Raw genomic sequence first — 21,948 nt, 5'->3', positions numbered from 1 at the left:
TAGCAGATAAGAGGTTTTCTACTTTGAAAAATCTCTTTTATCACCTTTTACTCCTTAACAGCTTTAAAGATTTCTGATACAAGGTTGTCTATTCCCGTTCCTTCTTTTGCTGATACTAAGAATATTGGTGTGTTATCATCTAAATCTAACGTTTCTTTTATAACTTTCTTTGCCTTTGCCTTTTCACTTTGATTTAATTTATCTATTTTAGTCCCTACAACAAAGTATTGTTTTTCAAAAGTATCAAGCCACTGTTTCATAAGTATGTCTAAATTTGTAGGTGGATACCGTGTATCTACAAGCATTATAATGAGTTTTAAGTTTTCTCTGTTTAACAGGTAGTTTTCAATCATCTTTTGCCAGCTTAGTCTCTCTTTCTGAGACACAGAAGCAAAACCGTACCCTGGTAGGTCAACAAAGTAAATATCGTTATTTAAAGTAAAAAAGTTTATAAGTCTTGTTTTTCCGGGGGTTGAACTTACCTTTGCAACAGACCTTTTAAAGATTGCGTTGATTAAAGATGATTTTCCAACGTTTGACCTTCCGACTACTGCCACCTCCGGTTTATCAGGAGGTGGATAATCTTCAGGCTTTACTGCACTTTTTATAAACTCTACACTTTTAATACTCATTTTTTAACTTGCTTTTTCGTATACGAAAATCGGTGGTTTGTTCTTTAGAACAACATCTTTATCTATAACAACCTTCTTTAAAGTCTTTTGATTTGGAGCTTCGTACATAATGTCAAGCATTATATCTTCTATTATAGCCCTTAAACCTCTTGCTCCAGTTTTTCTCTTTATCGCTTCCCTTGCAATTTCCCTTAAAGCATCTTCTGTAAATTCAAGGTCTATTCCATCAACAGCTAAAAGAGCTTGATACTGTTTTATTAAAGCGTTTTTAGGCTCTGTTAAAACTCTTACAAGCATGTCTTCATCAAGTTCTTTTAACGTTGCTATAACAGGTATTCTACCTAAAAACTCGGGAATAAGTCCAAATTTTATTAAATCTTCTGGTTGGACTTGCTCTAGTAGGTCTCCTTCCTCTTTTTTACTTTTTATCTCAGCTCCAAAGCCTATAGCCTTTTTACCCAATCTCTGTCTAATTATATCTTCAAGTCCTACAAAAGCTCCACCTAGTATAAACAGTATGTTTGTTGTATCTATCTGGATGAATTCTTGGTGGGGATGTTTTCTTCCACCTTGTGGTGGAACATTTGCTATAGTTCCTTCAAGGATTTTTAAAAGTGCCTGTTGAACACCTTCTCCTGAAACATCCCTTGTTATAGATGGATTATCTCCCGATTTTTTTGCTATCTTATCAACTTCGTCTATGTAGACTATCCCTTTTTCTGCAGCTTCTACGTCGTAATCGGCGTTTTGTAGTAGTCTTGCCAGTATACTTTCAACATCTTCTCCAACGTATCCAGCTTCTGTGATGTTGGTAGCATCGGCTATTGCAAAAGGAACGTTTAGTATTCTTGCCAAAGTCCTTGCAAGTAATGTTTTTCCTGAACCTGTTGGACCTATAAGTAAAATGTTGCTTTTTTCTACTTCTACACCTGTATTTTTAAAAAGGTCTTTTTGGTATATTCTTTTGTAATGGTTGTAAACTGCAACAGAAAGTATTTTTTTAGCTTTTTCTTGACCAATAACGTATTCATCAAGCTTAGCCTTTATTTCAGCAGGAGTTGGCAGCTGAGATAAACCTTCAAACTTCTTATTCTCTAACTCTTCTTTTATAATACTTGCAAGTCTATCTACACAAGAATCACATACGTATATACCATTTGGTCCTTCTACTAAGACCTCAGCCTGAGACTCAGGTTTTCCACAAAATGAACATTTTCTCATTTATACGTTTTCACCTCTTTTGTAAATTACCTTATCTATAAGACCATACTCTTTTGCTTCTTCAGCAGACATAAAGTAGTCTCTTTCTGTATCTGCCTCTATCTTTTCTATAGGTTGGCCTGTATGTTTTGCAAGGTATTCATTTAACATTCTTTTTAATCTAAGAATTTCTCTTGCATGAATCTCTATGTCTGTAGCTTGTCCTTGGAATCCACCAAGTGGTTGGTGAATCATTATTCTTGCGTTAGGAAGTGAGTATCTTTTTCCTTTAGCTCCTGCAGAGAGTAAAAATGCTCCCATAGATGCAGCTTGACCTATGCATATAGTCACTACATCCGGCTTTATATAGTTCATAGTATCGTAAATTGCAAATCCTGCTGTCACTACACCACCGGGTGAGTTTATGTACATGTATATGTCTTTTTCAGGGTCTTCAGCTTCTAAAAATAGAAGCTGTGCAACTATAAGGTTAGCAACGTGGTCATCTATTGGAGTTCCAAGAAGTATAATCCTGTCTTTTAATAGTCTTGAGTATATATCGTAAGCCCTTTCACCTCTTGGTGTTTGTTCAATTACTATAGGTACTAGTTGGTTTAGTATTTTATCCATCATTCTCCTCTTGCTTTTCTTCTTGTTTTTCAACTTCTTTAATATTTGCCTTTTGGACTAACATGTCAAGAGCTTTTTGTCTTAAGATATCACTTTTAATTCCTTCTATCATGTTTCTTTCTGTTAGATACTGTTTTAAATCCTCAGCCTCAGTATTATAACGTTTAGCTAATCTTTCTATCTCTTTGTTCAACTCATCTTCGGAAACTGTTAAACCTTCTTTTTCAGCTATCTTTGTGAGGACAAACATAACTCTAATGTTGTTAATAGCTGTTTTTGTTAACCCTTCTCTGGCAGCTTCTAACATTTCCCTGTTTGGATTTATTCCGTAAGCCTGAAGCTGCTGAGCGTACCTTTGAGCTAAATTTTGAATCTCTAACTCTAAAAGTGAGTTTGGAACCGGGAAGTCATACTCAGAAGCTATTTTGTCTAATATTTTTTGCTGGGCTTCTTGCTTTTTAATTTCTTCGACTTGTTTCTGGAGATTTTCTTTTATTTTGTTTTTAGCTTCTTCTACGTTTTCTCCTAAACCTACCTTCTTAACAAACTCATCGTTAAACTCTGGAATAACTTTTCTACTTACTTCCAAAACTTCTATTTCAACTTTTGCTTTACCTATCTCTTCTCCTTTTTCGTTATAGAGAGGAACGTTTTCTAACTCTACTTTATCTCCAACCTTTTTACCTTTTATAGCATCTTCTATCTCCTTTCTTAAAGTTCCTGAACCTACTATAGTTTCAAACTCATCTTCCTCTTCTTCACCTTTTTCAGATACTATATGATACTTAATTTTAACTTTATCTCCCTCTTCTACTTCTTTATCTTCAGGTATATACTGAGCATTTCTTTCTAAAAGGTTTTGTATATACTTTTCTACATCTTCATCTTTTACTTCTAACTTTGTAATTTCTACTTCCATTCCTTCGTAAGGTTTTAATTCAAACTCTGGAGCAACTTCAAAACTTACTTTAAAAGTTATCTCTTGGTCGTTTACAATTTCAACTTCCCCAAAGTAAACCTCTTGGGTGACAGGTTTGAGATTGTACTGCTCTAAAATCTCTTGTAAATATCTACTTACGTAGTTTCTTGCAACCTCTTCTTTAATTTCGTTTTTATATTTTGCTTTTACTATATTTTTAGGGACATTTCCTTTTCTAAATCCGGGCACATTTGCTACCTTAGATATTTCTTTTACAACTTCTTCTACAAGATTTTTTACTTTTTCTCCTTCGTCTTTAATAGTTAAAGTTCTAACTAGCTCGTTTGACTCTACTACTACGTTCATTTATGCTCTCCTTAACTGTTTTAAATTTTGAGAAAAAATTATATCATATCTACAAAAATTTTAATTTGCATATTTTTTGTGCACTTATATTTAAAATGTGAAAAATTTATCATATAATATTATTTTCATTTTAAGAATAAAATTCTACAAAGGAGGTTTTTTACCATGGGCAGTATTAGCCCGACGAAAATTTTAACTAAAAAAACTTTTAAGGAGGAAAGAAAATGGAAAAAACCCTCGGACTGCATATCATAGCAGACCTTTACGGAGTAGATTTTGAAAAATTAGACCATGTTGAAGACATTAAAGCTCTTCTTGAAGGAGCTGTTAAGTACGCGAATTTAAGTAAATTATCTTCTCACTTCCATCAATTTAATCCTCACGGAGCAACAGGAGTAATTCTCTTAGAAGAGTCTCACATATCAATCCACACGTGGCCTGAACACGGTTATGCTGCTATAGATGTTTACACCTGCGGTGGTAAAGAGAAAACCTTTAAGGCTATGGAATACATTATTAAAATGTTAAAGCCAAAAAGAGTTGATGAAAAGATAGCAGAAAGAGGCGTTGTACCGGTTAATCCGGAAGGTGTAAACATAGAAAAGTGGGAGTTAACCGCTACGGCTTAATCTGATAAAAAACATAGATACCCTTACTGTTGAGATGTAGTATTATATTTAAAAATCTTTAGGGGGGTATTCTATGTTAAACAAAAACTTGATGAAACTTTTAAACGACCTTACTCCGGCTGTTTTTGCCACTGTAGATGGTGATAAACCATACCTTGCTTTCGTAAGCTGGCTTATAGCAAAAGACCAAAATACATTGAGAGTTGCTTTAAGTAAAAATTCTAAATCTGTAGAGAATGTAAAAAATAATCCAAATGTGGCAATCTCTGTATTTGGTCCGGAGATTGCAGCTACTATCTACGGTAAAGCAGAAATTATAAAGAACAGTATTGAGGATATTCCTTTTGGTGTGTCTGTTTTAGAGGTTAAAGTTGAAAATGTTGTTGATAACCTATTCCCAGGAGCTACTGTAAAAGGTACTATACCTTTTGAACATACAGGAAATGTCCAAAAAGCTTTAGAGTTAGATGATAAGGTGTTAAAAGCTTTAAGAAGTTAAAAATTATCGGGACATTGTCCCGTTTTTTACTTTAATAAACTTTCTATTAATTCTTCTATAGAAAACCACTTGTTATTTCTTTTAACTGCTATTACTTTACCTCTTTTTATTAACTGTCTTGCACTTGATGGGCTGTAGCCTACTTGGGATAGTAAATCTGATACAAGTTGTAATTTTTTTCCCCTGTTTTTCATAAATTCCTACTATAATTGTGTCTAAGCTGCTTCTTAAACTTTTTGATATAATGTCCCTTAGGATTGTTGACTTTGTGGTTTTTAGTTTGTTAATTACTTCTTCTTTTTTTGGTGGTTTGTTCTCATACTTTTTAAAGATTTCTGAGAGCTGTATATCAATCTCTTCAAGTCCTTTGTAGTAAAGCTTTTTATTATCTTCATCACCTTTTATTATTGCAGGAGGGTAACCCTTACTTATCAAGAAATAATTTAAAAGTATCCTTCCTGTTCTTCCATTTCCATCGGAAAAAGGATGAATTTCTTCAAAGAATCCATGAAGTAATGATAAGTATTCTAAATTAAAATTTTTCTCAACAAAGATAGCAAAGTCTACAAAAATCTTAACCCATTCCTCTATATAACTTTCCGGAGGATTGAACTTTGCACCAGCAATCTTGATTTTCCCTTTTCTAAACTCACCACTTTTCCCTAAACTTTTATTAATCTGTCTGATTAAAGAAGCTCCAAATAAAAACTCTTTCTGTTTGTAGTTTTCATAGGCAAGCTCGTAAATAAACGTTGCAGTTCTAAAGTAGTTAAAAGCCTCTTCTTCTGTTCTTGTTATAGGTTGATTTTTAGATAAAACTTCCTTTAACTCCTTTCCAGAAATAAAAAACCCCTCTATCATTATAGAGTTTCTTGTTTCTTCTTCCAGTAGATAAAGCCATTCTTTATTTTTAACCTTTGGCTCTGGGAGTCCTCCCAGATTTTCTAATATCTCTTTTCTCTTTTTTATCAACTTTTCATCAATCATCTGTCACCATTAAATTTTAGTCTTCTTATAAAATTAAATTATAACAAAAACTTAAATCCGTCACGTAAGTATTCAACTTTTAAAATCGTGACATTAGTTTTTTGTTATAAGTTTACACCTTAAAAACTTGTATAAATCAGCTCTTCTATCTTCATAGATGATATGGAAGCGTTTAACTTAGAATCTAAAATATCATAATCAAACCTTCTCTTACTGTTAAAAGAAGTTAAAAATGTTTGGAAATCTACTTCACCGGAATAAAATTTTGCATAAGTAACTTTATAATCTTGCTGGTAAGCTTCTTTTGTACTTAAAAGTAAGTTTAACTTTTGTAAGTTATATTTATACTCATTGTAAAAAGTTGTTAGCTGCGTTTTTAAATTGTTTAAAGTTTGTATTTTTTGTTCTTCTTGAGCTATAACAAAAAGCTTTCTTTCTAATACAATCTGTTCTTGATGTAAAGTTCTCCAAAAGGGAAAGTTTAAATTTAAGTTAACACTAACAGAAAAAGCGTCTTGAAATCTTTCTTTTGATTTATAAGTTGTTCCTATAGAAACATCTGGATAGTAGATTTCTTTTGCAAGTTTGTAAGCGAATCTATCTCTTTTTAATGTTTCTTCCAAACTTTTTAATACAGGGCTTTGTTTTTCTGCTTCTTTTAAGATAATTTCTATATTTAGATCTTCTCTAAAATTTATCTCTTCTACTTCAACGCCCTTTATATCGTAGTTAACAACCTCTTTCAAGTGTGAAATTAAGGATTCTATTTCTTTTAGATAACTTAACTTTTCTAACTCTATCTCTGTGTATAAAATTTTAAGTTTATTTAATTCATAATCTTCTTTTTTTGTGTTGATAAGGTTTTTAACATCGTTTTGATACTTTTCTAAAAGTTCTACTTTATCTTTGTAAACCTTTATTCTGTAAGCGTCTTCTTTTATCTGGCGAATGAGTTTATTTTTTTCTAACTCGTAAATATAGATTTGGGATTTGTAGTTTTGTTTTTCTATCTCTTTAGATAACTCTAATTTTTCATACCATGGTATATACTGTCTCATTGAAACATTAACACTATCACTGTAAGATAGAGAAAAAGAAGGGTTAGGCAACTTTTTTACAGTTTCTGATTTCTCTTTTAGAACTGAAAGTTCTTTTTCTAACTTTTTCAACTGGGGATTATTCTTTAATGCAAGATTGATCAAATCATCTAAAGTCTGAGGATATACATTGCTAAATATAATAAGAATTAAAAGTACAATCCACCTCATCTCTCCTCCTCTTATAAAGATAATGTAGGATTTTAAACGTTGCAACTTTGTTATGATAAACTATTATCTAATATATATTTAAAAGTAAAAAAGAGGTTCTTAATTTGAATAGATTTACGATTATAGCAGGACCGTGTGTTATTGAAAGTAGGGAAATATGTTTTGAAGTAGCTGAAGTTTTAAGACAGCTACAAGAGAAATATTCTGACATTAGATTTGTTTTTAAATCTTCTTTTGATAAAGCTAACAGAAGTAGTTTAGAGTCTTTTAGGGGAAGAGGTTTAGAGTGGGGACTGTCTGTATTAAAAGATGTTAAAGATAAGTTTGGTTTAGAAGTTTTAACAGATATTCACGAAAGTTATCAAGCTAAGCCTGTTTCTGAGGTTGTAGATATAATTCAGATTCCAGCCTTTCTATGTAGACAAACAGACTTACTTTTGGCAGCTGCTGAGACTGGAAAAGAAGTAAACGTTAAAAAGGGTCAGTTTTTGGCTCCATGGGATACAAAAAACATAGTAGATAAACTAAAGTTTGGTGGCGCTGATAAGATTTACCTTACAGAAAGAGGAACAACCTTTGGTTATAACAACCTTGTAGTTGATTTTAGAGGACTTAAGATAATGAGACAGTATGCTCCTGTTATATTTGATGCAACTCACAGCGTCCAGATTCCGGGTGGTTTAGGTAAAGCATCAGGAGGACAAAGGGAGTTTGCCTACCCTTTAGCAAAAGCAGCTGTTGTAGTAGGTGTTGACGGTCTATTTTTTGAAACTCACCCAGACCCAGACAAAGCTCTATCTGACGGACCAAACCAGATTCCTTTAAAAGACTTTCCTACTATTGTAGAAAACCTTTTAAGATTAAGAGAGTTTGTAGAGATAAATGGTATTTAGACTTTTACTAACATTAACTTTAATAATATCTGCCTGTGGGGTAAAAGGAAACCCAAAGCCACCTCCATCTTTTACCCCATCACCTGTCGAAAACGTTTACGTAAAACAGTATGGCAATAATCCTTTAGTATACTTTTACTACGATAAAAAATACACAGACTCAAATCCTATAAAAGAAGATATTTACTTTGTAATCTATAAAAACGAAAAAAGAATAAACCCTCAAATCCTATCAAAAGAAAATCTTTACTGGTTTATAGATACCTTTGAAAAAAAAGAGAGCTGCTATAAAGTAGTTGTAAAAACTAAAAGAAGGGAAAGTCTTCCTTCTAAAGTTGTATGTATATCAAAAAAAGAAATTTCCAGTCTACAACTAAACCCTCCAAAATTAGAGTTAGTTGAAGATGCAGTAGAAATCTATCTTCCTGCTGTTAACTACCCAAAAAATATTTATAAAGTCAACAGCAAAGAAGAGTTTATTCCTACAGCTTCTTATACAGCAGATTCAGAAAAATTTGTAGACCAAAATGTAGAGTTAGATAAAGAGTACTGCTACTACTACACTTTATCTTTAGCTAACTCTGTTGAAACAGAAAAATCACCGACTGTTTGTACTGTTTTTAAAGATATTTTCCCACCAAATCCACCAAAAAGAGGAAAAATTATAGTAAAAGAAAATCAAGCAACACTTATTTGGGAAGAAAGTGATTCTAAAGATGTGGTAGGATATTTAATATATAAAAATGGAAATCTTTTAAACCAAATTCCACTGAAAACATATTACTTTACAGACAAATCTTATAAAAAAGGAGATACTTACAAAGTGATTGCAGTTGATAAAGCAAACAATAAAAGCCTACCTCTAGAGATAAAAGAAGATGAGTAAAGTAGTTAAAATAGATAAGATAGTCTATGGAGGATACGGTTTAGCTAAAGATGATAAAGTTTACTTTGTCCCCTACACTTTGGAAGGAGAAGAAGTTGAAATTGAAGTTGTCCAAGAAAAAAAAGATTACTCCCTATCAAATCCTATAAATATAATAAAACCATCTCCAGAAAGAGTTGAGCCGGTATGTAAGTACTTTACTTTATGTGGAGGATGTGATTTTCAACATATACCCTATGAAAAACAGATAGAGATAAAAAAAGAAATCTTAAAAGACCAGCTACTTAGAATAGGTAAAGTAGACCTACCTATAGAGAAAGTTTATCCATCACAGCCTTTTAACTACAGAATTAAAGTCCAGTTTAAATTTGACGGCAAAAACTTTGGATTTTACAGACAAAACTCTAATCAAGTAATTGATATAGATTACTGCTACCTTTTAAAAGAAGATTTTAACCAGATAATACACCCTTTAAAAAAGTTTTTATTTAAATACGCTTTAAGTCCATCACAAGTTATAGTTTTTTCAAACAGTAAAAATCAAAAACTTATTAAATTTGTCTTCCCAGACAACTCCCAAATTGCAAATATAATCCCGAAAATAGAAATATATAAAGATGAGATAGATGAAAACATAAAAGGTATTGGTTTTTACGACAAAAAAAAAAGGCAGCTACTACTTGGAGAATATGTTATTTTTGAGACTGTAGATAACTACAAGTACAGAGTAAGCATGGATAGTTTCTTCCAAGTGAATATATACCAAATAAAAAATCTTATCGATTTAGTGGTGCAAGAAGTAAAAGATAAAGGCTATAAAAGAGCTGTAGATTTTTACTGTGGAGTTGGAACGTTTTCTGTTCCACTGGCTAACTATGTAAGAGAAGTCTTAGGTATAGAGTCAAACGAAGAAGCTGTAAAAGATGCAAAAACAAACGTAAGACATAACAACCTAAAAAATCTAAAATTTTTAAAAGCAAAAACAGAGAAAGGTTTAAAGTATGCAAAAGACTTTAAACCAGAAGTTGTAGTATTTGACCCTCCAAGAAGTGGGCTGAATAAAACAATAATCAGAGAAATCTCAAAGATAGAGTCTATCCAAAAGATTATCTATATATCCTGTAATCCATCAACTTTAGCCAGAGATTTAAAAGATTTTAAAGAATATGGATTTAATCCGTTAAAAGTGTCAATGGTTGATATGTTCCCTCAAACTCATCACATAGAAAGCGTAGTAGTTTTAGAAAAGTTTTAAAATTTCAATACAGATATTTAAAGTTTCTATTGGATTTTCAATAAAATCAAATCTATACTTATCACCTGTAAAAACTAATCTGGAGGTTTGATTTATGAGTTCAAGAAGAGAGTTTTTAAAGAGCTCTTTGTTGTTAGCTGTAGCTGGTTTAACGATGAAGAAATCTTTTGCAGAAGATATTCCGTCTATAGACTTACAAGATTATCCGAGAACTGTGAAGTACCCTGGTAAAGCAGATTTGATAATGTACTCAGATAGGCCTCCATTACTTGAGACACCAAGAAGCTATTTTTCAAAAGCAGTAACTCCTAACGAAGCCTTCTTTGTTAGATGGCACCTATCAAACATTCCTACAGAAGTTGACCTAAAAGAATGGAGGTTAACGATAACAGGAAACGTAAATAAAACTGTAAGCTTAACGTTAGATGAAATCAAGTCTTTATTTGAACCGGTTTCTTACTATGCTGTTTTACAGTGTTCTGGAAACGGCAGATCTTTCTTTGAGAAACAACAAACAGCTCTGGGAATACAGTGGAAACATGGAGCCATGGGAAATGCTCTATGGATGGGAGTAAGACTTGCTGATGTCTTAAATTACGCAGGTGTAAAGTGGGACACTTTAGAAGTTGCATTTAAGGGACTTGATAAAGCGCCTTATCCTCAAACACCTGATGTCGAAAGGTCTTTACCTATAGATAAATGTCTTTACGAAGACTTGATCCTTGCATACGAGATGAATGGAGAACCTTTACACATTCTTAATGGATTTCCACTTAGACTTATAGTTCCTGGATGGTATGCTACTCACTGGATAAAGTCTGTTACGACAATAACGGTCTTAAATCAAGAGTTGAAAAACTTCTGGATGGAAGAAGCTTACCACATTCCGGATAATGCTTGCCACTGTGTACCTATTGGTCAAAAACCATCTAAAACAAGGATAATTACCCAGATGAACGTTAAATCTGTTATAGGAACTCCTGAAGACAACACAGTAGTAAAGTTGGGACAGACTATTAAAATTGCTGGTGTGGCCTTTGATCAAGGTTATGGTATTCAGGACGTTTTAATATCTTTTGACGGTGGTAAAAGCTGGAAACCAACTTGTCTTGGACCAGATTTAGGTAGATACTCTTTCAGAGAATGGTACTACTACTTTAGGCCTACTACAAAAGGAGAAGTAAAGGTAATGGTAAGAGCAATAAATAAAAATGGAGAAACTCAGCCTATAGAAGCAGGATGGAACCCCGGTGGCTACATGTGGAACGGCATTGATACTATAAAAATAAATGTTGTTTAAGGAGGTTGTAGATGAGATTCTTTAAAAAGATTTTAATCTCTACTTTAATGTTAAATGCTATTTTAATTAGCAGCTCAAAAGCCCAAGATAGTCAAGTTTACTCTATAAATCTTCCATATTATGATTGGAAACTGAAAGAAGGTAAGTATAAACTTGTATTTGAACAAAACTGTTTAATGTGTCATTCTCCGGGTTATGTATTTGGTCAATCAAAAGGCAAAACAGGAAAGGATATGTGGAGAACCGTTGTCTACCAAATGATAAACGATTTTAAAGCTCCTATATCAAAGGAAGATGCAGAGAAAATTATCCAGTATTTAAATGAAAATTACTCAAATCAATAGTAAAAAAGCTCCCTTACGGGAGCTTCATATATTACTCAATTGTTTGAACCCATTTTCTAAGCAGTTTACCAGAGTACCAGAGATTTATAACTGGATTATCTACAGAAGAAGCCGTTAGGACTATATCTTCTGATGTAAACGCTACAGAGATGGCCTGAGCTGGTAAGTTAGATATTGTGTATAGCTTATTTCCATCAAAAGATAGTACATCTACAGTTTTATCAGCTTTAGCAATAGCAACCTTTGAGTTTGATGGTGAAAGATTTGCAGAAGCTACAGCTGCACTTGAAGAAAAAGTTTTTACTGTAGATAGATCACTAATATTGAGTATTTTTACAGTTTTGTCATTAGATGCGGTAATTAAGTATTTTCCATCTTTTGATATTTGAATATCGTTTATTCTACCACTATGAACAGGGTTTGTGGAGACGATAGAATCAGAAGAAGTATCGTAAAGGATTAGTTTTCCACTCTCTGTTCCTATGTATATCTTGTTTGAGTAAGATTTCACAGAAGATATACTATCTCCAATTGATACGTCTTTAACTTTATTGCCTGTTTTAGAGTCTATTACAAAACCTTTACCATCTTTGCCTAGTAGATAGACGTTAGAACCATTTTTACCAAACGCAACAAAAGAGATGTTAGCATCAAACAGTTTGTTAGCAATTACCATAGCAGTAGAGTTATCCCAAACTAACACTTTAACAGGATTTTTCATATCTTTGTATTTGTAAGAGAGGGCTTTTATAGGTTTTATTCCTGATGTTAGTTTACCGTCATCAGAAACTGCGAAGTTTGTAAATTTATCAAAGTTTCTTACATCTTCAGGATCCCATAAAGAGATGTGAGGTTTTAAGTCTGATAAATCCCAGAAGTATATACCTGCTTTTCCTAAAGAGACAAAGCGTTTATAATCTTTTGTAATGGTTATAGGACCGTAAGCCTGAACAGGTGGAAGCTGAACATCTTTAAGTGTGTACTTTACTGTGTACTCATCTCCCTTCTTCCATTTTAACGTAAATGTATCTTTATAAACGTCTTTTTCTACTGTTATCTTATGTACACCTTCATCTAACTCAACTGTTTTTGGAAGTGAGTCTAACTTTTTATTATCTACGTAGATAGTAGTATCACTTGGGTTTGCGTCAAAGTGAATTACAGCTTTTTCTAAATTAACTGTTAAAGAAGTTGTTTTTCCATACTCTATAACAACCTTCCTTGAAGCTCCAACGTTCCCAAGTTTAAAAACTATAAGATGTTTTCCAACGTCAAGGTAATCTTTGAAAGGTGTTTTACCAAGGTAGTTTCTACCTTCCATTACAACAGCACCTTGAGGAATAGTGTTTGCTTCAAGGATTCCTTTAGGTCTTGGTTTAAAGGAAAGTTCTGTAGTTTTATCGTAGTATACCCAAACTCCTGTTTGTCTATCTCTATCAAACTCGCTGGTAGCAACTTCTACTGTATAACTACCTTCTTTCAACTCTATCTCTAAAGGTGTTTTTCCTACTGGTTTTCCATTGACATAAACCTCTGCACCCTGAGGTTCTTTAACTGATAGCTTACCCTTTCCTTCACAGGAAAATAGAAAGAAAGATAAGAGAATCACAAGGAAAGAAAACTTTTTCATACCACACCTCTCTTATAGTTAGTATTTACTAACATTATTATAAAACAAAAATTTGATTTTTATCATAAAATATTATAAATGTTGTTTTTTGGGGGATATGATGATAAAGATAGATTACACAAATGTGATGGCAAAAATAATCGGTGAAAAAGATGGTATAATCCCACAAGAGTTTGATGAGTATAACCATATAGTCCACGAGATACACGAAAAGATACTAAAAGAAAAAGACACTCACTTTTACTTTACAAAGCTTCCTTATCAAGACACTCAAGAGATTAAAACCCTTGCCAAAGAGATAAGAGAAAATTTTGATTACTTTGTTGTAATTGGGATAGGGGGTTCAGCTCTTGGCAACCAGATGATCCAAGAGGCTATCAACGGCTTTAACTACAATAACTTTGAATTTCCAAAGTTATACATACTTGATAACGTTGACCCTGAGAAGTTTGGAAACATTTTAGATTTAATAGATATAAGAAAAACTATCTTTAATGTAATAACAAAATCCGGCTCAACTGTAGAAACGATGGCTAACTTTGCTATAATCTATACAACCTTAAAAGAATTACTTCCAGAGACTTACAAAAACCATCTAATATTTACAACTGACCCAGAAAAAGGATTTTTGAGAAAGTTTGGTCAGTTAGAAGGAATAAAAACTCTTGATATTCCACCTGCTGTTGGAGGAAGATTTTCAGTTTTAACGTCTGTGGGACTACTTTCTGCAGCTGTTTGTGGAATTGATATAGATGCTCTTCTTGAAGGGGCAAAGAAAGCCGATAAAATTTGTAGTAAAACATCTATTGTAATAGAAAACCCAGCTTACCTAATAGGTTTAATCCATTATATAGCTGCCGAGAAAAAAGGAAAGTCTATCTCTGTTATGATGCCTTACTTTGAAAGACTTTCTTCGTTTGTAGACTGGTACAGACAGCTCTGGGCAGAAAGTCTGGGAAAACAAGGATACGGTCAAACACCTGTAAAAGCTATAGGAACAATAGATCAACACTCCCAGATCCAGCTCTTTAGAGAGGGTCCTAAGGATAAAATAGTTACATTTATCCAAGTTGAAAAATCTTTGAGAGATTTTAAGATTCCTTCTGACCTACCACCTGAAATATCCTACTTATCTGGATATACTTTAAAAGAGATTTTAGATATGGAGCTTTTAGGAACAAGAGCAGCACTAACAAAAAGTAAAGTACCTAACCTAACTATAACAATAGATGAACTAAATCCTTACAACTTAGGAATGTTAATTTATATATACGAACTTGCAACAGGATTTACAGGATACTTGTACAAAATAAATCCATTTGACCAGCCAGCAGTAGAAGAAGGTAAAAACTTTGCATACGGTTTAATGGGAAGAAAAGGTTATGAAGAAAAGTTAAGAGAGTTTAAAGAGTTAAACAGACAAGAGTTTATACTGGAGCTGTAAGGATTGATATAAAGTTTACAAAGAAAAACAGCAGTTGCTTTAATACACTATTTTGTCAAAGTTGAGTATATCCATATACTCCCACTCTCTGTAAGCCATTGCGTAGATTTTGTTTTTTGTTAGTATATTTACAGTGTTTTCGTCCATAGATAAAGAGGCTAAGATTGGTACTATTTTATAATCTTTATACTCTGGGAAAGCCTTTTTAAACTTTTCGATCTTTTCAAAAAGATCTTCTACAAACTTTCCTCTGAAAGTGGTCTTTACCTCTATTAAAAATACTGTTTTACATGACTCACTAACTGCAATAACATCAAACTCTGTATGAATATTTTCTTCGTTGACTTCAACGTTTACCAATTTTTTCTCAATATTACACTTAAAGTACTTTTCTAAAACAGGTCTTGTAGCTGGGGATATTATATCCTCAACTATAGTTCCCATTTTGTTAGATATTTCTCCCCATCTTTTGTTCATATCTCTTATTTGTTCATTTACTTGTTTCTTATACTTTTCAAACTCTTCATCCATTTTGGCAAATCTTCTATCGTTTTCTTGCTTGTATTCGTTTATCTGTTTGTCCACCTGTTGTTTATACTTTTCAAACTCTTCGTCCATTTTGGCAAATCTTCTATCATTTTCCTGTTTGTACTCTCTTATTTGTTTGTCTACTTGTTGTTTATATTCATTTATCTGTTTGTCCACCTGTTGTTTATACTTTTCAAACTCTTCGTCCATTTTGGCGAATCTTCTATCATTTTCCTGTTTGTACTCTCTTATTTGTTTGTCTACTTGTTGTTTATATTCATTTATCTGTTTGTCCACCTGTTGTTTATACTTTTCAAACTCTTCGTCCATTTTGGCGAATCTTCTATCGTTTTCCTCTTTGTACTTTTCAATACTTTCTTTAAATTCCTTTATCTCTCTACTTAAACTCTGGAGCTCCATTTCTGTTTTTTGTTGGATGTAGAGAAGTCTCATCATCATCTCTTCAAGTTTGGATACTTTTTCTTCAAGCACTTCCATCTCACAGCTCCCGGTTATAAAAATTTTGCTATAGTTAAATATAAACTTTTTTGTTTTTTATTCAAAATCTTAAATGTCCATTTCTCTCACCATGAGTTTTAACTCTTCATTCCATAAAGGTATATCAGTATTTAGGATTTTACTGATTTTTTGATTACTCATAACTGACCATTTTGGCCTTTTTGCTGGAAGATTAAAATCTGATTGGTAAGCTGGATATATAAGTTTATCTACTTGTTTTAATTTTAAATACTCTTTAGACCATTCGTATCTTGAAGCGTATCCTGAGTTTGTAAGGTGATATAATCCTGTTAAACCTTGTTTTAATGCTTTTAGAGTAATCTCCACAATAGTTCTTGTTGAGGTAGGGACTGAAAACTCATCTACTGCTATTTTTAGCATACTATGGGTAGCTGCCCATTGGTTGAGTTTATATAGAAAGTTTTGTTTTCCTTTTCCGTACACCCAGCTGACTCTGAAAATAAGATAGTGTTCTAAAGTTTCTTTTATAAATTTTTCTCCTGCGTACTTACTTTTTGCATAAATACTTAAAGGGTTTGGTAAATCTTCTTCTGTGTAAAAATCTTGTTTTGTTCCATCAAAAACGTAATCTGTTGAGTAATGAATCAAAAAACATTTATATTCTTGACAGAGAAGCCCTAAATTTTTTATTGCAAAGGCGTTTACCTCAAATGCCTCTTTAAACTCTTCTTCAGCTTTATCTACAAGGTTATACGCACTACAGTTTATAACTACATTAGGTTTATAATCTTTTATTATTTTTTCTACAAGTTTAAAGTTTGTTATATCACATTCAGTTTTTGATAAGGATAAATAGGTATAGTTATTAATTTCAAAATATTGTGAAAACTCTGTACCTAATTGACCGTTTTTACCAAAAACTAAAAATTTCATTGGTAAACCTTTTTCCAGTATTCTTCTAACTGTTTTATTTTCTTATTCACCCATTCTAAATTGTTTAAGTACCACTTTACAGTTTTTTCAATTCCTTCTTCAAAAGTTATTTTTGCTTTCCATCCTATTTCTCTTTGTATTTTTTCTGTATTTAAACTATATCTGTAATCATGTCCGGGTCTATCCTTTACAAATGTAATTAAATCGTATGGTTTATTTAAAATATCTAATATAGATTTTACAACCTCTATATTTCTTCTTTCTTGTCCACTTCCTACATTATAAATCTCTCCTACTTTACCTTTTTGTATAATTTCAAATACTGCCTGTGCACAATCTGATACGAAGAGCCATTCTCTTATATTTTCTCCTTTACCATATACAGGTATAGGTTGATTGTTTAAAGCTTTTATTATAACTACTGGAATTAGTTTTTCTGGATATTGCCAATAACCATAATTGTTAGATGGCCTTACGGTTATAACAGGTAATCCATAGGTTCTATAGTAGGCTCTTCCTAACATATCAGCCGAAGCTTTACTAACAGAGTAAGGTGAATTTGGTATAAGTGGTGTATCTTCGTAAAATTGTCCATTTTCTCCAAGTTCTCCGTATACTTCGTCTGTGGCTATGTTTATAAAAAGTTTGATATTGTACTTTTTAGAAATATCTAATAAGATTTGAGTGCCTTTTACGTTTGTCTCTATAAATATAGAAGGGTCTAATATACTTCTGTCTACATGACTTTCTGCAGCAAAATGTACTACTACATCTGGTTTCTCTTTTTGAAATATGTAGTCTAAAAACTCTTGATTGTTTATATCTGTTTTGTAAAATTTTATTTTGTCTTCTACTTCTTTTAATCTTTCTAAATCTCCTGCATAGGTTAGTTTATCTACTACTACTGTTTCAAATAAATTTTTTACTGCTTGCCTTGTAAATTCGCTTCCAATAAAACCTGCTCCACCTGTAATTAAAAGTTTCATCAATCCTCTCCATATATAAAATTTATTTCTGCATCTTTTAAAAATGGTGCTTTTTCATCTTTTTGTGATAATATAGGATAAGTATCTATAGGCCATTTTATATTTATATCAGGGTCATTCCATCTTATAGCTCTGTCGTGTTCAGGTGAGTATTCTGATCCTGATACTTTGTATATAATCTCAGCTTCTTCAGATAAAACTAAAAATCCGTGAGCAAATCCTTTTGGTATCCAAAGCATTAATTTATTTTCTTCGGATAATTCTACAGCAACATATTTTCCAAAGGTAGGACTTTTTTTCCTTATATCTACAGCCACATCAAAAATTTTACCTTTTATACATCTTACTAACTTACCTTGAGCTTTTGGATTTAACTGGTAATGTAATCCTCTTAAAACTCCTTTTACTGATTTTGAGTGGTTATCTTGTACAAAATTTGTATCTATTCCTGCTGCTTTAAACTCTGATTCTTTGTAAAATTCTAGAAAAAATCCTCTATCGTCTGAAAAAACTTTTGGTTTAACAATTAAAACTTCTGGAATCTCTGTTTTTATAAACTCAAAGGGCATACTTTATTCTCCCTCTTTAGTGATATCTTCAGGTGTTTTTCTATAAATGTTTGTTTTATCAAAATCTTTATCAAAGCTTACTAAAATTAAGTTATAATTTTTAGCAAGGAAATACTGATAAGCATCATCAAAGTCTAGATTATATTCTTTTATAACTTCTATTACTTTTTTCATATCTTTAGGATAAACGGACAAAATATTAACCTCAGAATTAATTAAATCTTCTAAAAATAAAATTGCCTGATCGAATTTTTTAAATTTTGCGAGTATTAGTAAAATAGAATGTAAAGAAAAATCCGAAATCGCAAGTAAGTCTGAATTTATATTCTCTAAGAAATTGGAAGCTACTTCACTTTTTTCTTGATCAAGTAAAACTTCAAGCCAAATATTAGTATCAACTAAGTATTTCATTAAGGATGTATTCTCCATTCTAAAGCTTTCTTTTCAAGTTCTAATGATGTAAATCTATCTTTATATTCAGATAGTCCTCCTTTCCAACTAAGTTTTAAATTCTGCTTTTTTCTGGATTTATATAATAAATACTCTACAAAGTCTTTCACTTCTTTCTTCATACTATCCGGTAAGCTTTCTATTAAGCTTATTAACTCTTGATCTTTTATAGTTTTCATTGTTTAACCTCTATATAATTTATTCTCCTGCTATTTCTAACAAATATTTTCCATAATCTGTCTTTTTTAGTGGTTTGGCAAGTTCTAAAAGTTGGTCTTTGGTTATCCAGCCGTTTTTATATGCTATCTCTTCTATACATCCTATCATAAGTCCGGTCCTTTTTTCTATAGTTGCCACAAACTCTCCAGCTTCTAAGAAGCTATCGTGAGTTCCTGCATCAAACCAAGCAAAACCTCTGCCAAGAAGTTTAACCTTTAACTTTCCCTTTTTAAGATACTCTTCGTTAACAGATGTAATTTCTAACTCTCCTCTATTAGATGGTTTTACATTTTTAGCAATTTCTACAGCTTCTTTATCATAAAAGTAAAGTCCTACTATTGCATAGTTGGATTTTGGTTTCTTTGGTTTTTCTTCTATTGATATTACATTTCCTTCTTCATCAAATTCTACAACTCCAAATCTTTCCGGGTCTTTTACATAGTATCCAAAAACGTAAGCACCACCGTTTTTTTCTACTTCTTCTTTTGCCTGTTTCATAATCTTTACAATATCGTGTCCAAAAAAGATATTATCTCCAAGTATATAACACACAGTATCATCTTTAATAAAATCTTCAGCTAATATAAGTCCTTCGGCAAGTCCATTTGGCTTATTTTGGATAACATACTGTATATTCATACCTAACTTACTACCATCTCCAAACATACTTTTAAAAGTATTTAAATCAGAAGGATTTACCACAAAGATAACATCTTTGATTCCAAGTAACATAACTAATGATAAAGGATAATATATCATTGGTTTGTTGTATATAGGTAGAAAATGTTTATTTATGACCAGTGTAACCGGATAAAGTCTAGTTCCACTACCTCCAGCAAGTATAATAGCCTTCACAAAAACCTCCTTATTTTATCTCATCAAAGTTGAGGATATCCATATATTCCCATTCTCTATATGCCATTGCGTATATTTTGTTTTTTGTTAGGTAGTTTACTATATCATCTTCTAACCTTAAAGATGCAAATATGGGGATGAGTTTATAATCTTCATACTCTGGGAATAATGCTTTAAATCTTTCTAATTTCTCATCTTTAAACTCATTTATATAATCTATCTTTGGAGTTGCTTTTACTTCTATTAGATAAACAGTTTTACAAGGGTCGCTAACAGCAATTACATCAAACTCATCTTTTAGATTATCTTTCTTTCTTTTCCTATTCATGTGTATATCTGTTATTTCACAGTTAAAGTACTTTTCTAAAACTGATTTTGCAGCTGGGAAGATTATATACTCAACTATAGTTCCCAATTTGTTAGATATTTCTCCCCATTTTTTGTTCATATCTCTTATTTGTTTGTCAACTTCCTGTTTGTACTCTTTTATCTCTCTACTTAAACTTTGGATCTCCATTTCTGTTTTTTGTTGGATGTAGAGAAGTCTCATCATCATTTCTTCAAGTTTGGACACTTTCTCTTCTAACACTTCCATATCTAACTCCTCTTAAGGGTTTTGTAATTAAATTTATGTCCTGCCGTAGTTGTCTTCAAATCTTATTATATCATCTTCTTTTACGTACTCTCCTACTTGAATTTCAATGATTTCAAGGGGAATTTTACCGGGGTTTGAGAGTCTGTGTTTTGTGCTTTTTGGGACGTATATACTTTCATTTTCGTGAATGTAGTACTCTTTTCTTTCTTTTCCATAAATATCTTCTAATATGACCTTAGCCGTTCCTCTTACTACTACCCAGTGTTCACTTCTGTGATGATGCATCTGCATACTTAAAGATTCTCCGGGGTTTACTACTATTCTTTTTATTCTGTATCTTTCTCCTTCTTCAAGCTCTGTATAGCTTCCCCAAGGCCTGTAGACTGTTTTATGTATCTCTGTTGTTTCTTTATACTGTGGGTTTTCTTTTAAGGTGTTTACTAAATCTTTTACTTTTTGAGTTTCTCCTTTTTTGGCTATAAGGATAACATCGTCTGTTTCTACTATTATTAAATCTTCTACTGATATTGTGGTTATTAATCTTTTGTTTGAAATTATTACAGAGTTTTTTGTATCTATGTCTACTACTTTTCCTTCTTTTACGTTTTGGTTTTGGTCTTTGTCTAAGGTTTGATAAACGCTATCCCATGACCCAAGGTCAGACCATTTTAGGTCAAGAGGTATGACAGCTGCTTTGCCTGTTTTTTCCATTATGGCATAATCTATGGATATATCTGGCATATTTTGAAAGTTTTCAAGTAAGGATTGGTAAGAGTTTTCTTGGAAAAGTTGATATATGTCTAGGCTGTGTTTTTTTAGTTCTTGAAGGATATTTGAGATAGTAAAGGCAAACATCCCACTGTTCCAGTAGTAGTTTCCTTTTTGTATGTAGGATTGGGCTTTTTCTAATGAAGGTTTTTCGTGGAATTTTACTACTTTGTATGTGTAATCGTTAATTTTTTCTCCTGACTCTATGTAGCCGTATCCTGTTTCTGGTTTTGTTGGTTTTATTCCAAAGGTTATAAGGTAATCTTTTGCTACTTTTTCTGCTTTTTTTACATAATCTACAAAAAGGTCAGTTGGTTCTATAAGGTGGTCTGAAGGGAATATACCTAAAACCTCGTCTTCTGGGAGGTCTAACTGCTCTATTGCAAACTTTAGGGCTAAAGCAATAGCAGGAGCTGTGTTTCTACCAACAGGTTCTTCTATTAGATGGTAGTTGGTTATTCCTATTTCTTTAAGTTGATTTATAACGTGGAATTTATACTCTTTATTTGTAATTATGATTGGATCTTTTGAGATTGGAGATAATCTTAAAACTGTATTTTGAAATAAGGATTTACTACTTCCTATTTTTAAAAACTGTTTTGGGTAATTTTTTCTTGATAACGGAAACAACCTCGTCCCACTTCCACCTGCAAGTATAACAGCTTTCATAAAATTCCTCCTGT

The 21,948-nt window shown here is 32.2% G+C and carries 24 protein-coding genes; 8 read left to right on the top strand and 16 right to left on the bottom strand.

Annotated features, from left to right (window positions below; all coding sequences use genetic code 11):
• Nucleotides 1-47: 47 nt before the first annotated feature.
• From yihA to tig, 4 genes are read right to left on the bottom strand one after another with little or no spacing between them, the layout of a single operon-like run.
• A complete protein-coding gene (gene yihA / locus SULAZ_RS01855; RefSeq protein ID WP_012675005.1) occupies nt 48-632 on the bottom strand; it encodes a ribosome biogenesis GTP-binding protein YihA/YsxC in 585 nt (194 codons plus the stop codon).
• 3 nt (nt 633-635) lie between these two features.
• Nucleotides 636-1,853, bottom strand: coding sequence for an ATP-dependent Clp protease ATP-binding subunit ClpX (gene clpX, locus SULAZ_RS01850; RefSeq protein WP_012674255.1), 1,218 nt, complete (start codon nt 1,851-1,853; stop codon nt 636-638).
• Nucleotides 1,854-2,462: an ATP-dependent Clp endopeptidase proteolytic subunit ClpP gene (clpP, locus tag SULAZ_RS01845; protein WP_012674787.1), complete on the bottom strand. Its 609-nt coding sequence runs from the start codon at nt 2,460-2,462 to the stop codon at nt 1,854-1,856.
• Entirely contained in the window at nt 2,455-3,747 is a 1,293-nt protein-coding gene (gene tig, locus SULAZ_RS01840) for a trigger factor (RefSeq protein ID WP_012674013.1), read from the bottom strand. The genes clpP and tig overlap by 8 nt, the downstream gene beginning before the upstream one ends.
• A 224-nt stretch (nt 3,748-3,971) precedes the next feature.
• Between tig and speD the strand changes: the two genes are divergently transcribed.
• Both speD and SULAZ_RS01830 read left to right on the top strand, forming a co-directional pair.
• Nucleotides 3,972-4,376 (top strand): adenosylmethionine decarboxylase, encoded by a 405-nt coding sequence (gene speD / locus SULAZ_RS01835; RefSeq protein ID WP_012673698.1) that lies wholly within the window; start codon nt 3,972-3,974, stop codon nt 4,374-4,376.
• Nucleotides 4,377-4,449: 73 nt separating this feature from the next.
• Nucleotides 4,450-4,875: a pyridoxamine 5'-phosphate oxidase family protein gene (locus SULAZ_RS01830; protein WP_012674496.1), complete on the top strand. Its 426-nt coding sequence runs from the start codon at nt 4,450-4,452 to the stop codon at nt 4,873-4,875.
• Nucleotides 4,876-4,971: 96 nt separating this feature from the next.
• On the opposite strand, the gene SULAZ_RS01825 is transcribed toward SULAZ_RS01830, so the two are convergent.
• Both SULAZ_RS01825 and SULAZ_RS01820 read right to left on the bottom strand, forming a co-directional pair.
• Nucleotides 4,972-5,862 (bottom strand): Fic family protein, encoded by an 891-nt coding sequence (locus tag SULAZ_RS01825; protein ID WP_012673948.1) that lies wholly within the window; start codon nt 5,860-5,862, stop codon nt 4,972-4,974.
• Between the two features lie 119 nt (nt 5,863-5,981).
• Nucleotides 5,982-7,130 (bottom strand): TolC family protein, encoded by a 1,149-nt coding sequence (locus tag SULAZ_RS01820; protein WP_012675062.1) that lies wholly within the window; start codon nt 7,128-7,130, stop codon nt 5,982-5,984.
• Between the two features lie 74 nt (nt 7,131-7,204).
• Between SULAZ_RS01820 and kdsA the strand changes: the two genes are divergently transcribed.
• The 5 genes from kdsA to SULAZ_RS01795 all read left to right on the top strand — a co-directional run bounded on the left by kdsA (nt 7,205) and on the right by SULAZ_RS01795 (nt 11,808).
• On the top strand, nt 7,205-8,023 hold the full coding sequence (kdsA, locus tag SULAZ_RS01815) for a 3-deoxy-8-phosphooctulonate synthase (protein ID WP_277654706.1): 819 nt from the start codon (nt 7,205-7,207) through the stop codon (nt 8,021-8,023).
• Nucleotides 8,013-8,909 carry a fibronectin type III domain-containing protein gene (locus SULAZ_RS01810; RefSeq protein ID WP_012673728.1) on the top strand — a complete coding sequence of 299 codons (897 nt, stop codon included), beginning with the start codon at nt 8,013-8,015 and terminating at the stop codon, nt 8,907-8,909. The genes kdsA and SULAZ_RS01810 overlap by 11 nt, the downstream gene beginning before the upstream one ends.
• Nucleotides 8,902-10,164 carry a class I SAM-dependent RNA methyltransferase gene (locus tag SULAZ_RS01805; protein ID WP_012673444.1) on the top strand — a complete coding sequence of 421 codons (1,263 nt, stop codon included), beginning with the start codon at nt 8,902-8,904 and terminating at the stop codon, nt 10,162-10,164. Before SULAZ_RS01810 ends, SULAZ_RS01805 begins: the two co-directional genes overlap by 8 nt.
• Before the next feature lie 94 nt (nt 10,165-10,258).
• Nucleotides 10,259-11,464, top strand: a complete 1,206-nt coding sequence (locus SULAZ_RS01800) for a molybdopterin-dependent oxidoreductase (protein ID WP_012673491.1) — start codon at nt 10,259-10,261, stop codon at nt 11,462-11,464.
• Nucleotides 11,465-11,475: 11 nt separating this feature from the next.
• Nucleotides 11,476-11,808, top strand: a complete 333-nt coding sequence (locus SULAZ_RS01795) for a c-type cytochrome (protein WP_012674683.1) — start codon at nt 11,476-11,478, stop codon at nt 11,806-11,808.
• Nucleotides 11,809-11,839: 31 nt separating this feature from the next.
• Here the strand turns inward: SULAZ_RS01795 and SULAZ_RS01790 are convergent, their stop codons facing one another.
• Nucleotides 11,840-13,438: a PEGA domain-containing protein gene (locus SULAZ_RS01790; protein ID WP_012673719.1), complete on the bottom strand. Its 1,599-nt coding sequence runs from the start codon at nt 13,436-13,438 to the stop codon at nt 11,840-11,842.
• A 100-nt stretch (nt 13,439-13,538) separates the two neighbouring features.
• On the opposite strand from SULAZ_RS01790, the gene SULAZ_RS01785 reads away from it, so the two are divergent.
• A complete protein-coding gene (locus SULAZ_RS01785) occupies nt 13,539-14,882 on the top strand; it encodes a glucose-6-phosphate isomerase (protein ID WP_012674892.1) in 1,344 nt (447 codons plus the stop codon).
• A 39-nt stretch (nt 14,883-14,921) separates the two neighbouring features.
• Here the strand turns inward: SULAZ_RS01785 and SULAZ_RS01780 are convergent, their stop codons facing one another.
• The 9 genes from SULAZ_RS01780 to SULAZ_RS01740 all read right to left on the bottom strand — a co-directional run bounded on the left by SULAZ_RS01780 (nt 14,922) and on the right by SULAZ_RS01740 (nt 21,934).
• Nucleotides 14,922-15,908, bottom strand: coding sequence for a DUF8196 domain-containing protein (locus SULAZ_RS01780; protein ID WP_012674515.1), 987 nt, complete (start codon nt 15,906-15,908; stop codon nt 14,922-14,924).
• Between the two features lie 69 nt (nt 15,909-15,977).
• A complete protein-coding gene (rfbD, locus tag SULAZ_RS01775; protein WP_012673792.1) occupies nt 15,978-16,823 on the bottom strand; it encodes a dTDP-4-dehydrorhamnose reductase in 846 nt (281 codons plus the stop codon).
• Nucleotides 16,820-17,809 (bottom strand): dTDP-glucose 4,6-dehydratase, encoded by a 990-nt coding sequence (gene rfbB, locus SULAZ_RS01770; protein ID WP_012674763.1) that lies wholly within the window; start codon nt 17,807-17,809, stop codon nt 16,820-16,822. Before rfbB ends, rfbD begins: the two co-directional genes overlap by 4 nt.
• On the bottom strand, nt 17,809-18,378 hold the full coding sequence (rfbC, locus tag SULAZ_RS01765; RefSeq protein ID WP_012674978.1) for a dTDP-4-dehydrorhamnose 3,5-epimerase: 570 nt from the start codon (nt 18,376-18,378) through the stop codon (nt 17,809-17,811). Before rfbC ends, rfbB begins: the two co-directional genes overlap by 1 nt.
• Nucleotides 18,379-18,381: 3 nt before the next feature.
• Entirely contained in the window at nt 18,382-18,789 is a 408-nt protein-coding gene (locus SULAZ_RS01760; protein WP_012674930.1) for a type II toxin-antitoxin system VapC family toxin, read from the bottom strand.
• A complete protein-coding gene (locus tag SULAZ_RS01755; protein ID WP_012674271.1) occupies nt 18,789-19,007 on the bottom strand; it encodes a DUF2281 domain-containing protein in 219 nt (72 codons plus the stop codon). The genes SULAZ_RS01760 and SULAZ_RS01755 overlap by 1 nt, the downstream gene beginning before the upstream one ends.
• 19 nt (nt 19,008-19,026) lie before the next feature.
• Nucleotides 19,027-19,902, bottom strand: a complete 876-nt coding sequence (rfbA, locus tag SULAZ_RS01750; RefSeq protein WP_012673617.1) for a glucose-1-phosphate thymidylyltransferase RfbA — start codon at nt 19,900-19,902, stop codon at nt 19,027-19,029.
• Nucleotides 19,903-19,912: 10 nt separating this feature from the next.
• Entirely contained in the window at nt 19,913-20,497 is a 585-nt protein-coding gene (locus SULAZ_RS01745) for a hypothetical protein (protein ID WP_012674977.1), read from the bottom strand.
• Nucleotides 20,498-20,530: 33 nt separating this feature from the next.
• Nucleotides 20,531-21,934 carry a mannose-1-phosphate guanylyltransferase/mannose-6-phosphate isomerase gene (locus tag SULAZ_RS01740; protein ID WP_012673846.1) on the bottom strand — a complete coding sequence of 468 codons (1,404 nt, stop codon included), beginning with the start codon at nt 21,932-21,934 and terminating at the stop codon, nt 20,531-20,533.
• Nucleotides 21,935-21,948: the final 14 nt, after the last annotated feature.

The organism is Sulfurihydrogenibium azorense Az-Fu1 (assembly GCF_000021545.1).
Lineage (GTDB): Bacteria > Aquificota > Aquificia > Aquificales > Hydrogenothermaceae > Sulfurihydrogenibium > Sulfurihydrogenibium azorense.
This window is presented reverse-complemented; position numbering and strand designations above follow the sequence as displayed.

Bases quoted from the DNA above. Each gene is read 5' to 3' on its own strand.
- yihA (WP_012675005.1), bottom strand. From the start codon at position 632: ATGAGTATTAAAAGTGTAGAGTTTATAAAAAGTGCAGTAAAGCCTGAA.
- clpX (WP_012674255.1), bottom strand. From the start codon at position 1,853: ATGAGAAAATGTTCATTTTGTGGAAAACCTGAGTCTCAGGCTGAGGTC.
- clpP (WP_012674787.1), bottom strand. From the start codon at position 2,462: ATGGATAAAATACTAAACCAACTAGTACCTATAGTAATTGAACAAACA.
- tig (WP_012674013.1), bottom strand. From the start codon at position 3,747: ATGAACGTAGTAGTAGAGTCAAACGAGCTAGTTAGAACTTTAACTATT.
- speD (WP_012673698.1), top strand. From the start codon at position 3,972: ATGGAAAAAACCCTCGGACTGCATATCATAGCAGACCTTTACGGAGTA.
- SULAZ_RS01830 (WP_012674496.1), top strand. From the start codon at position 4,450: ATGTTAAACAAAAACTTGATGAAACTTTTAAACGACCTTACTCCGGCT.
- SULAZ_RS01825 (WP_012673948.1), bottom strand. From the start codon at position 5,862: ATGATTGATGAAAAGTTGATAAAAAAGAGAAAAGAGATATTAGAAAAT.
- SULAZ_RS01820 (WP_012675062.1), bottom strand. From the start codon at position 7,130: ATGAGGTGGATTGTACTTTTAATTCTTATTATATTTAGCAATGTATAT.
- SULAZ_RS01810 (WP_012673728.1), top strand. From the start codon at position 8,013: ATGGTATTTAGACTTTTACTAACATTAACTTTAATAATATCTGCCTGT.
- SULAZ_RS01805 (WP_012673444.1), top strand. From the start codon at position 8,902: ATGAGTAAAGTAGTTAAAATAGATAAGATAGTCTATGGAGGATACGGT.
- SULAZ_RS01800 (WP_012673491.1), top strand. From the start codon at position 10,259: ATGAGTTCAAGAAGAGAGTTTTTAAAGAGCTCTTTGTTGTTAGCTGTA.
- SULAZ_RS01795 (WP_012674683.1), top strand. From the start codon at position 11,476: ATGAGATTCTTTAAAAAGATTTTAATCTCTACTTTAATGTTAAATGCT.
- SULAZ_RS01790 (WP_012673719.1), bottom strand. From the start codon at position 13,438: ATGAAAAAGTTTTCTTTCCTTGTGATTCTCTTATCTTTCTTTCTATTT.
- SULAZ_RS01785 (WP_012674892.1), top strand. From the start codon at position 13,539: ATGATAAAGATAGATTACACAAATGTGATGGCAAAAATAATCGGTGAA.
- SULAZ_RS01780 (WP_012674515.1), bottom strand. From the start codon at position 15,908: ATGGAAGTGCTTGAAGAAAAAGTATCCAAACTTGAAGAGATGATGATG.
- rfbD (WP_012673792.1), bottom strand. From the start codon at position 16,823: ATGAAATTTTTAGTTTTTGGTAAAAACGGTCAATTAGGTACAGAGTTT.
- rfbB (WP_012674763.1), bottom strand. From the start codon at position 17,809: ATGAAACTTTTAATTACAGGTGGAGCAGGTTTTATTGGAAGCGAATTT.
- rfbC (WP_012674978.1), bottom strand. From the start codon at position 18,378: ATGCCCTTTGAGTTTATAAAAACAGAGATTCCAGAAGTTTTAATTGTT.
- SULAZ_RS01760 (WP_012674930.1), bottom strand. From the start codon at position 18,789: ATGAAATACTTAGTTGATACTAATATTTGGCTTGAAGTTTTACTTGAT.
- SULAZ_RS01755 (WP_012674271.1), bottom strand. From the start codon at position 19,007: ATGAAAACTATAAAAGATCAAGAGTTAATAAGCTTAATAGAAAGCTTA.
- SULAZ_RS01745 (WP_012674977.1), bottom strand. From the start codon at position 20,497: ATGGAAGTGTTAGAAGAGAAAGTGTCCAAACTTGAAGAAATGATGATG.
- SULAZ_RS01740 (WP_012673846.1), bottom strand. From the start codon at position 21,934: ATGAAAGCTGTTATACTTGCAGGTGGAAGTGGGACGAGGTTGTTTCCG.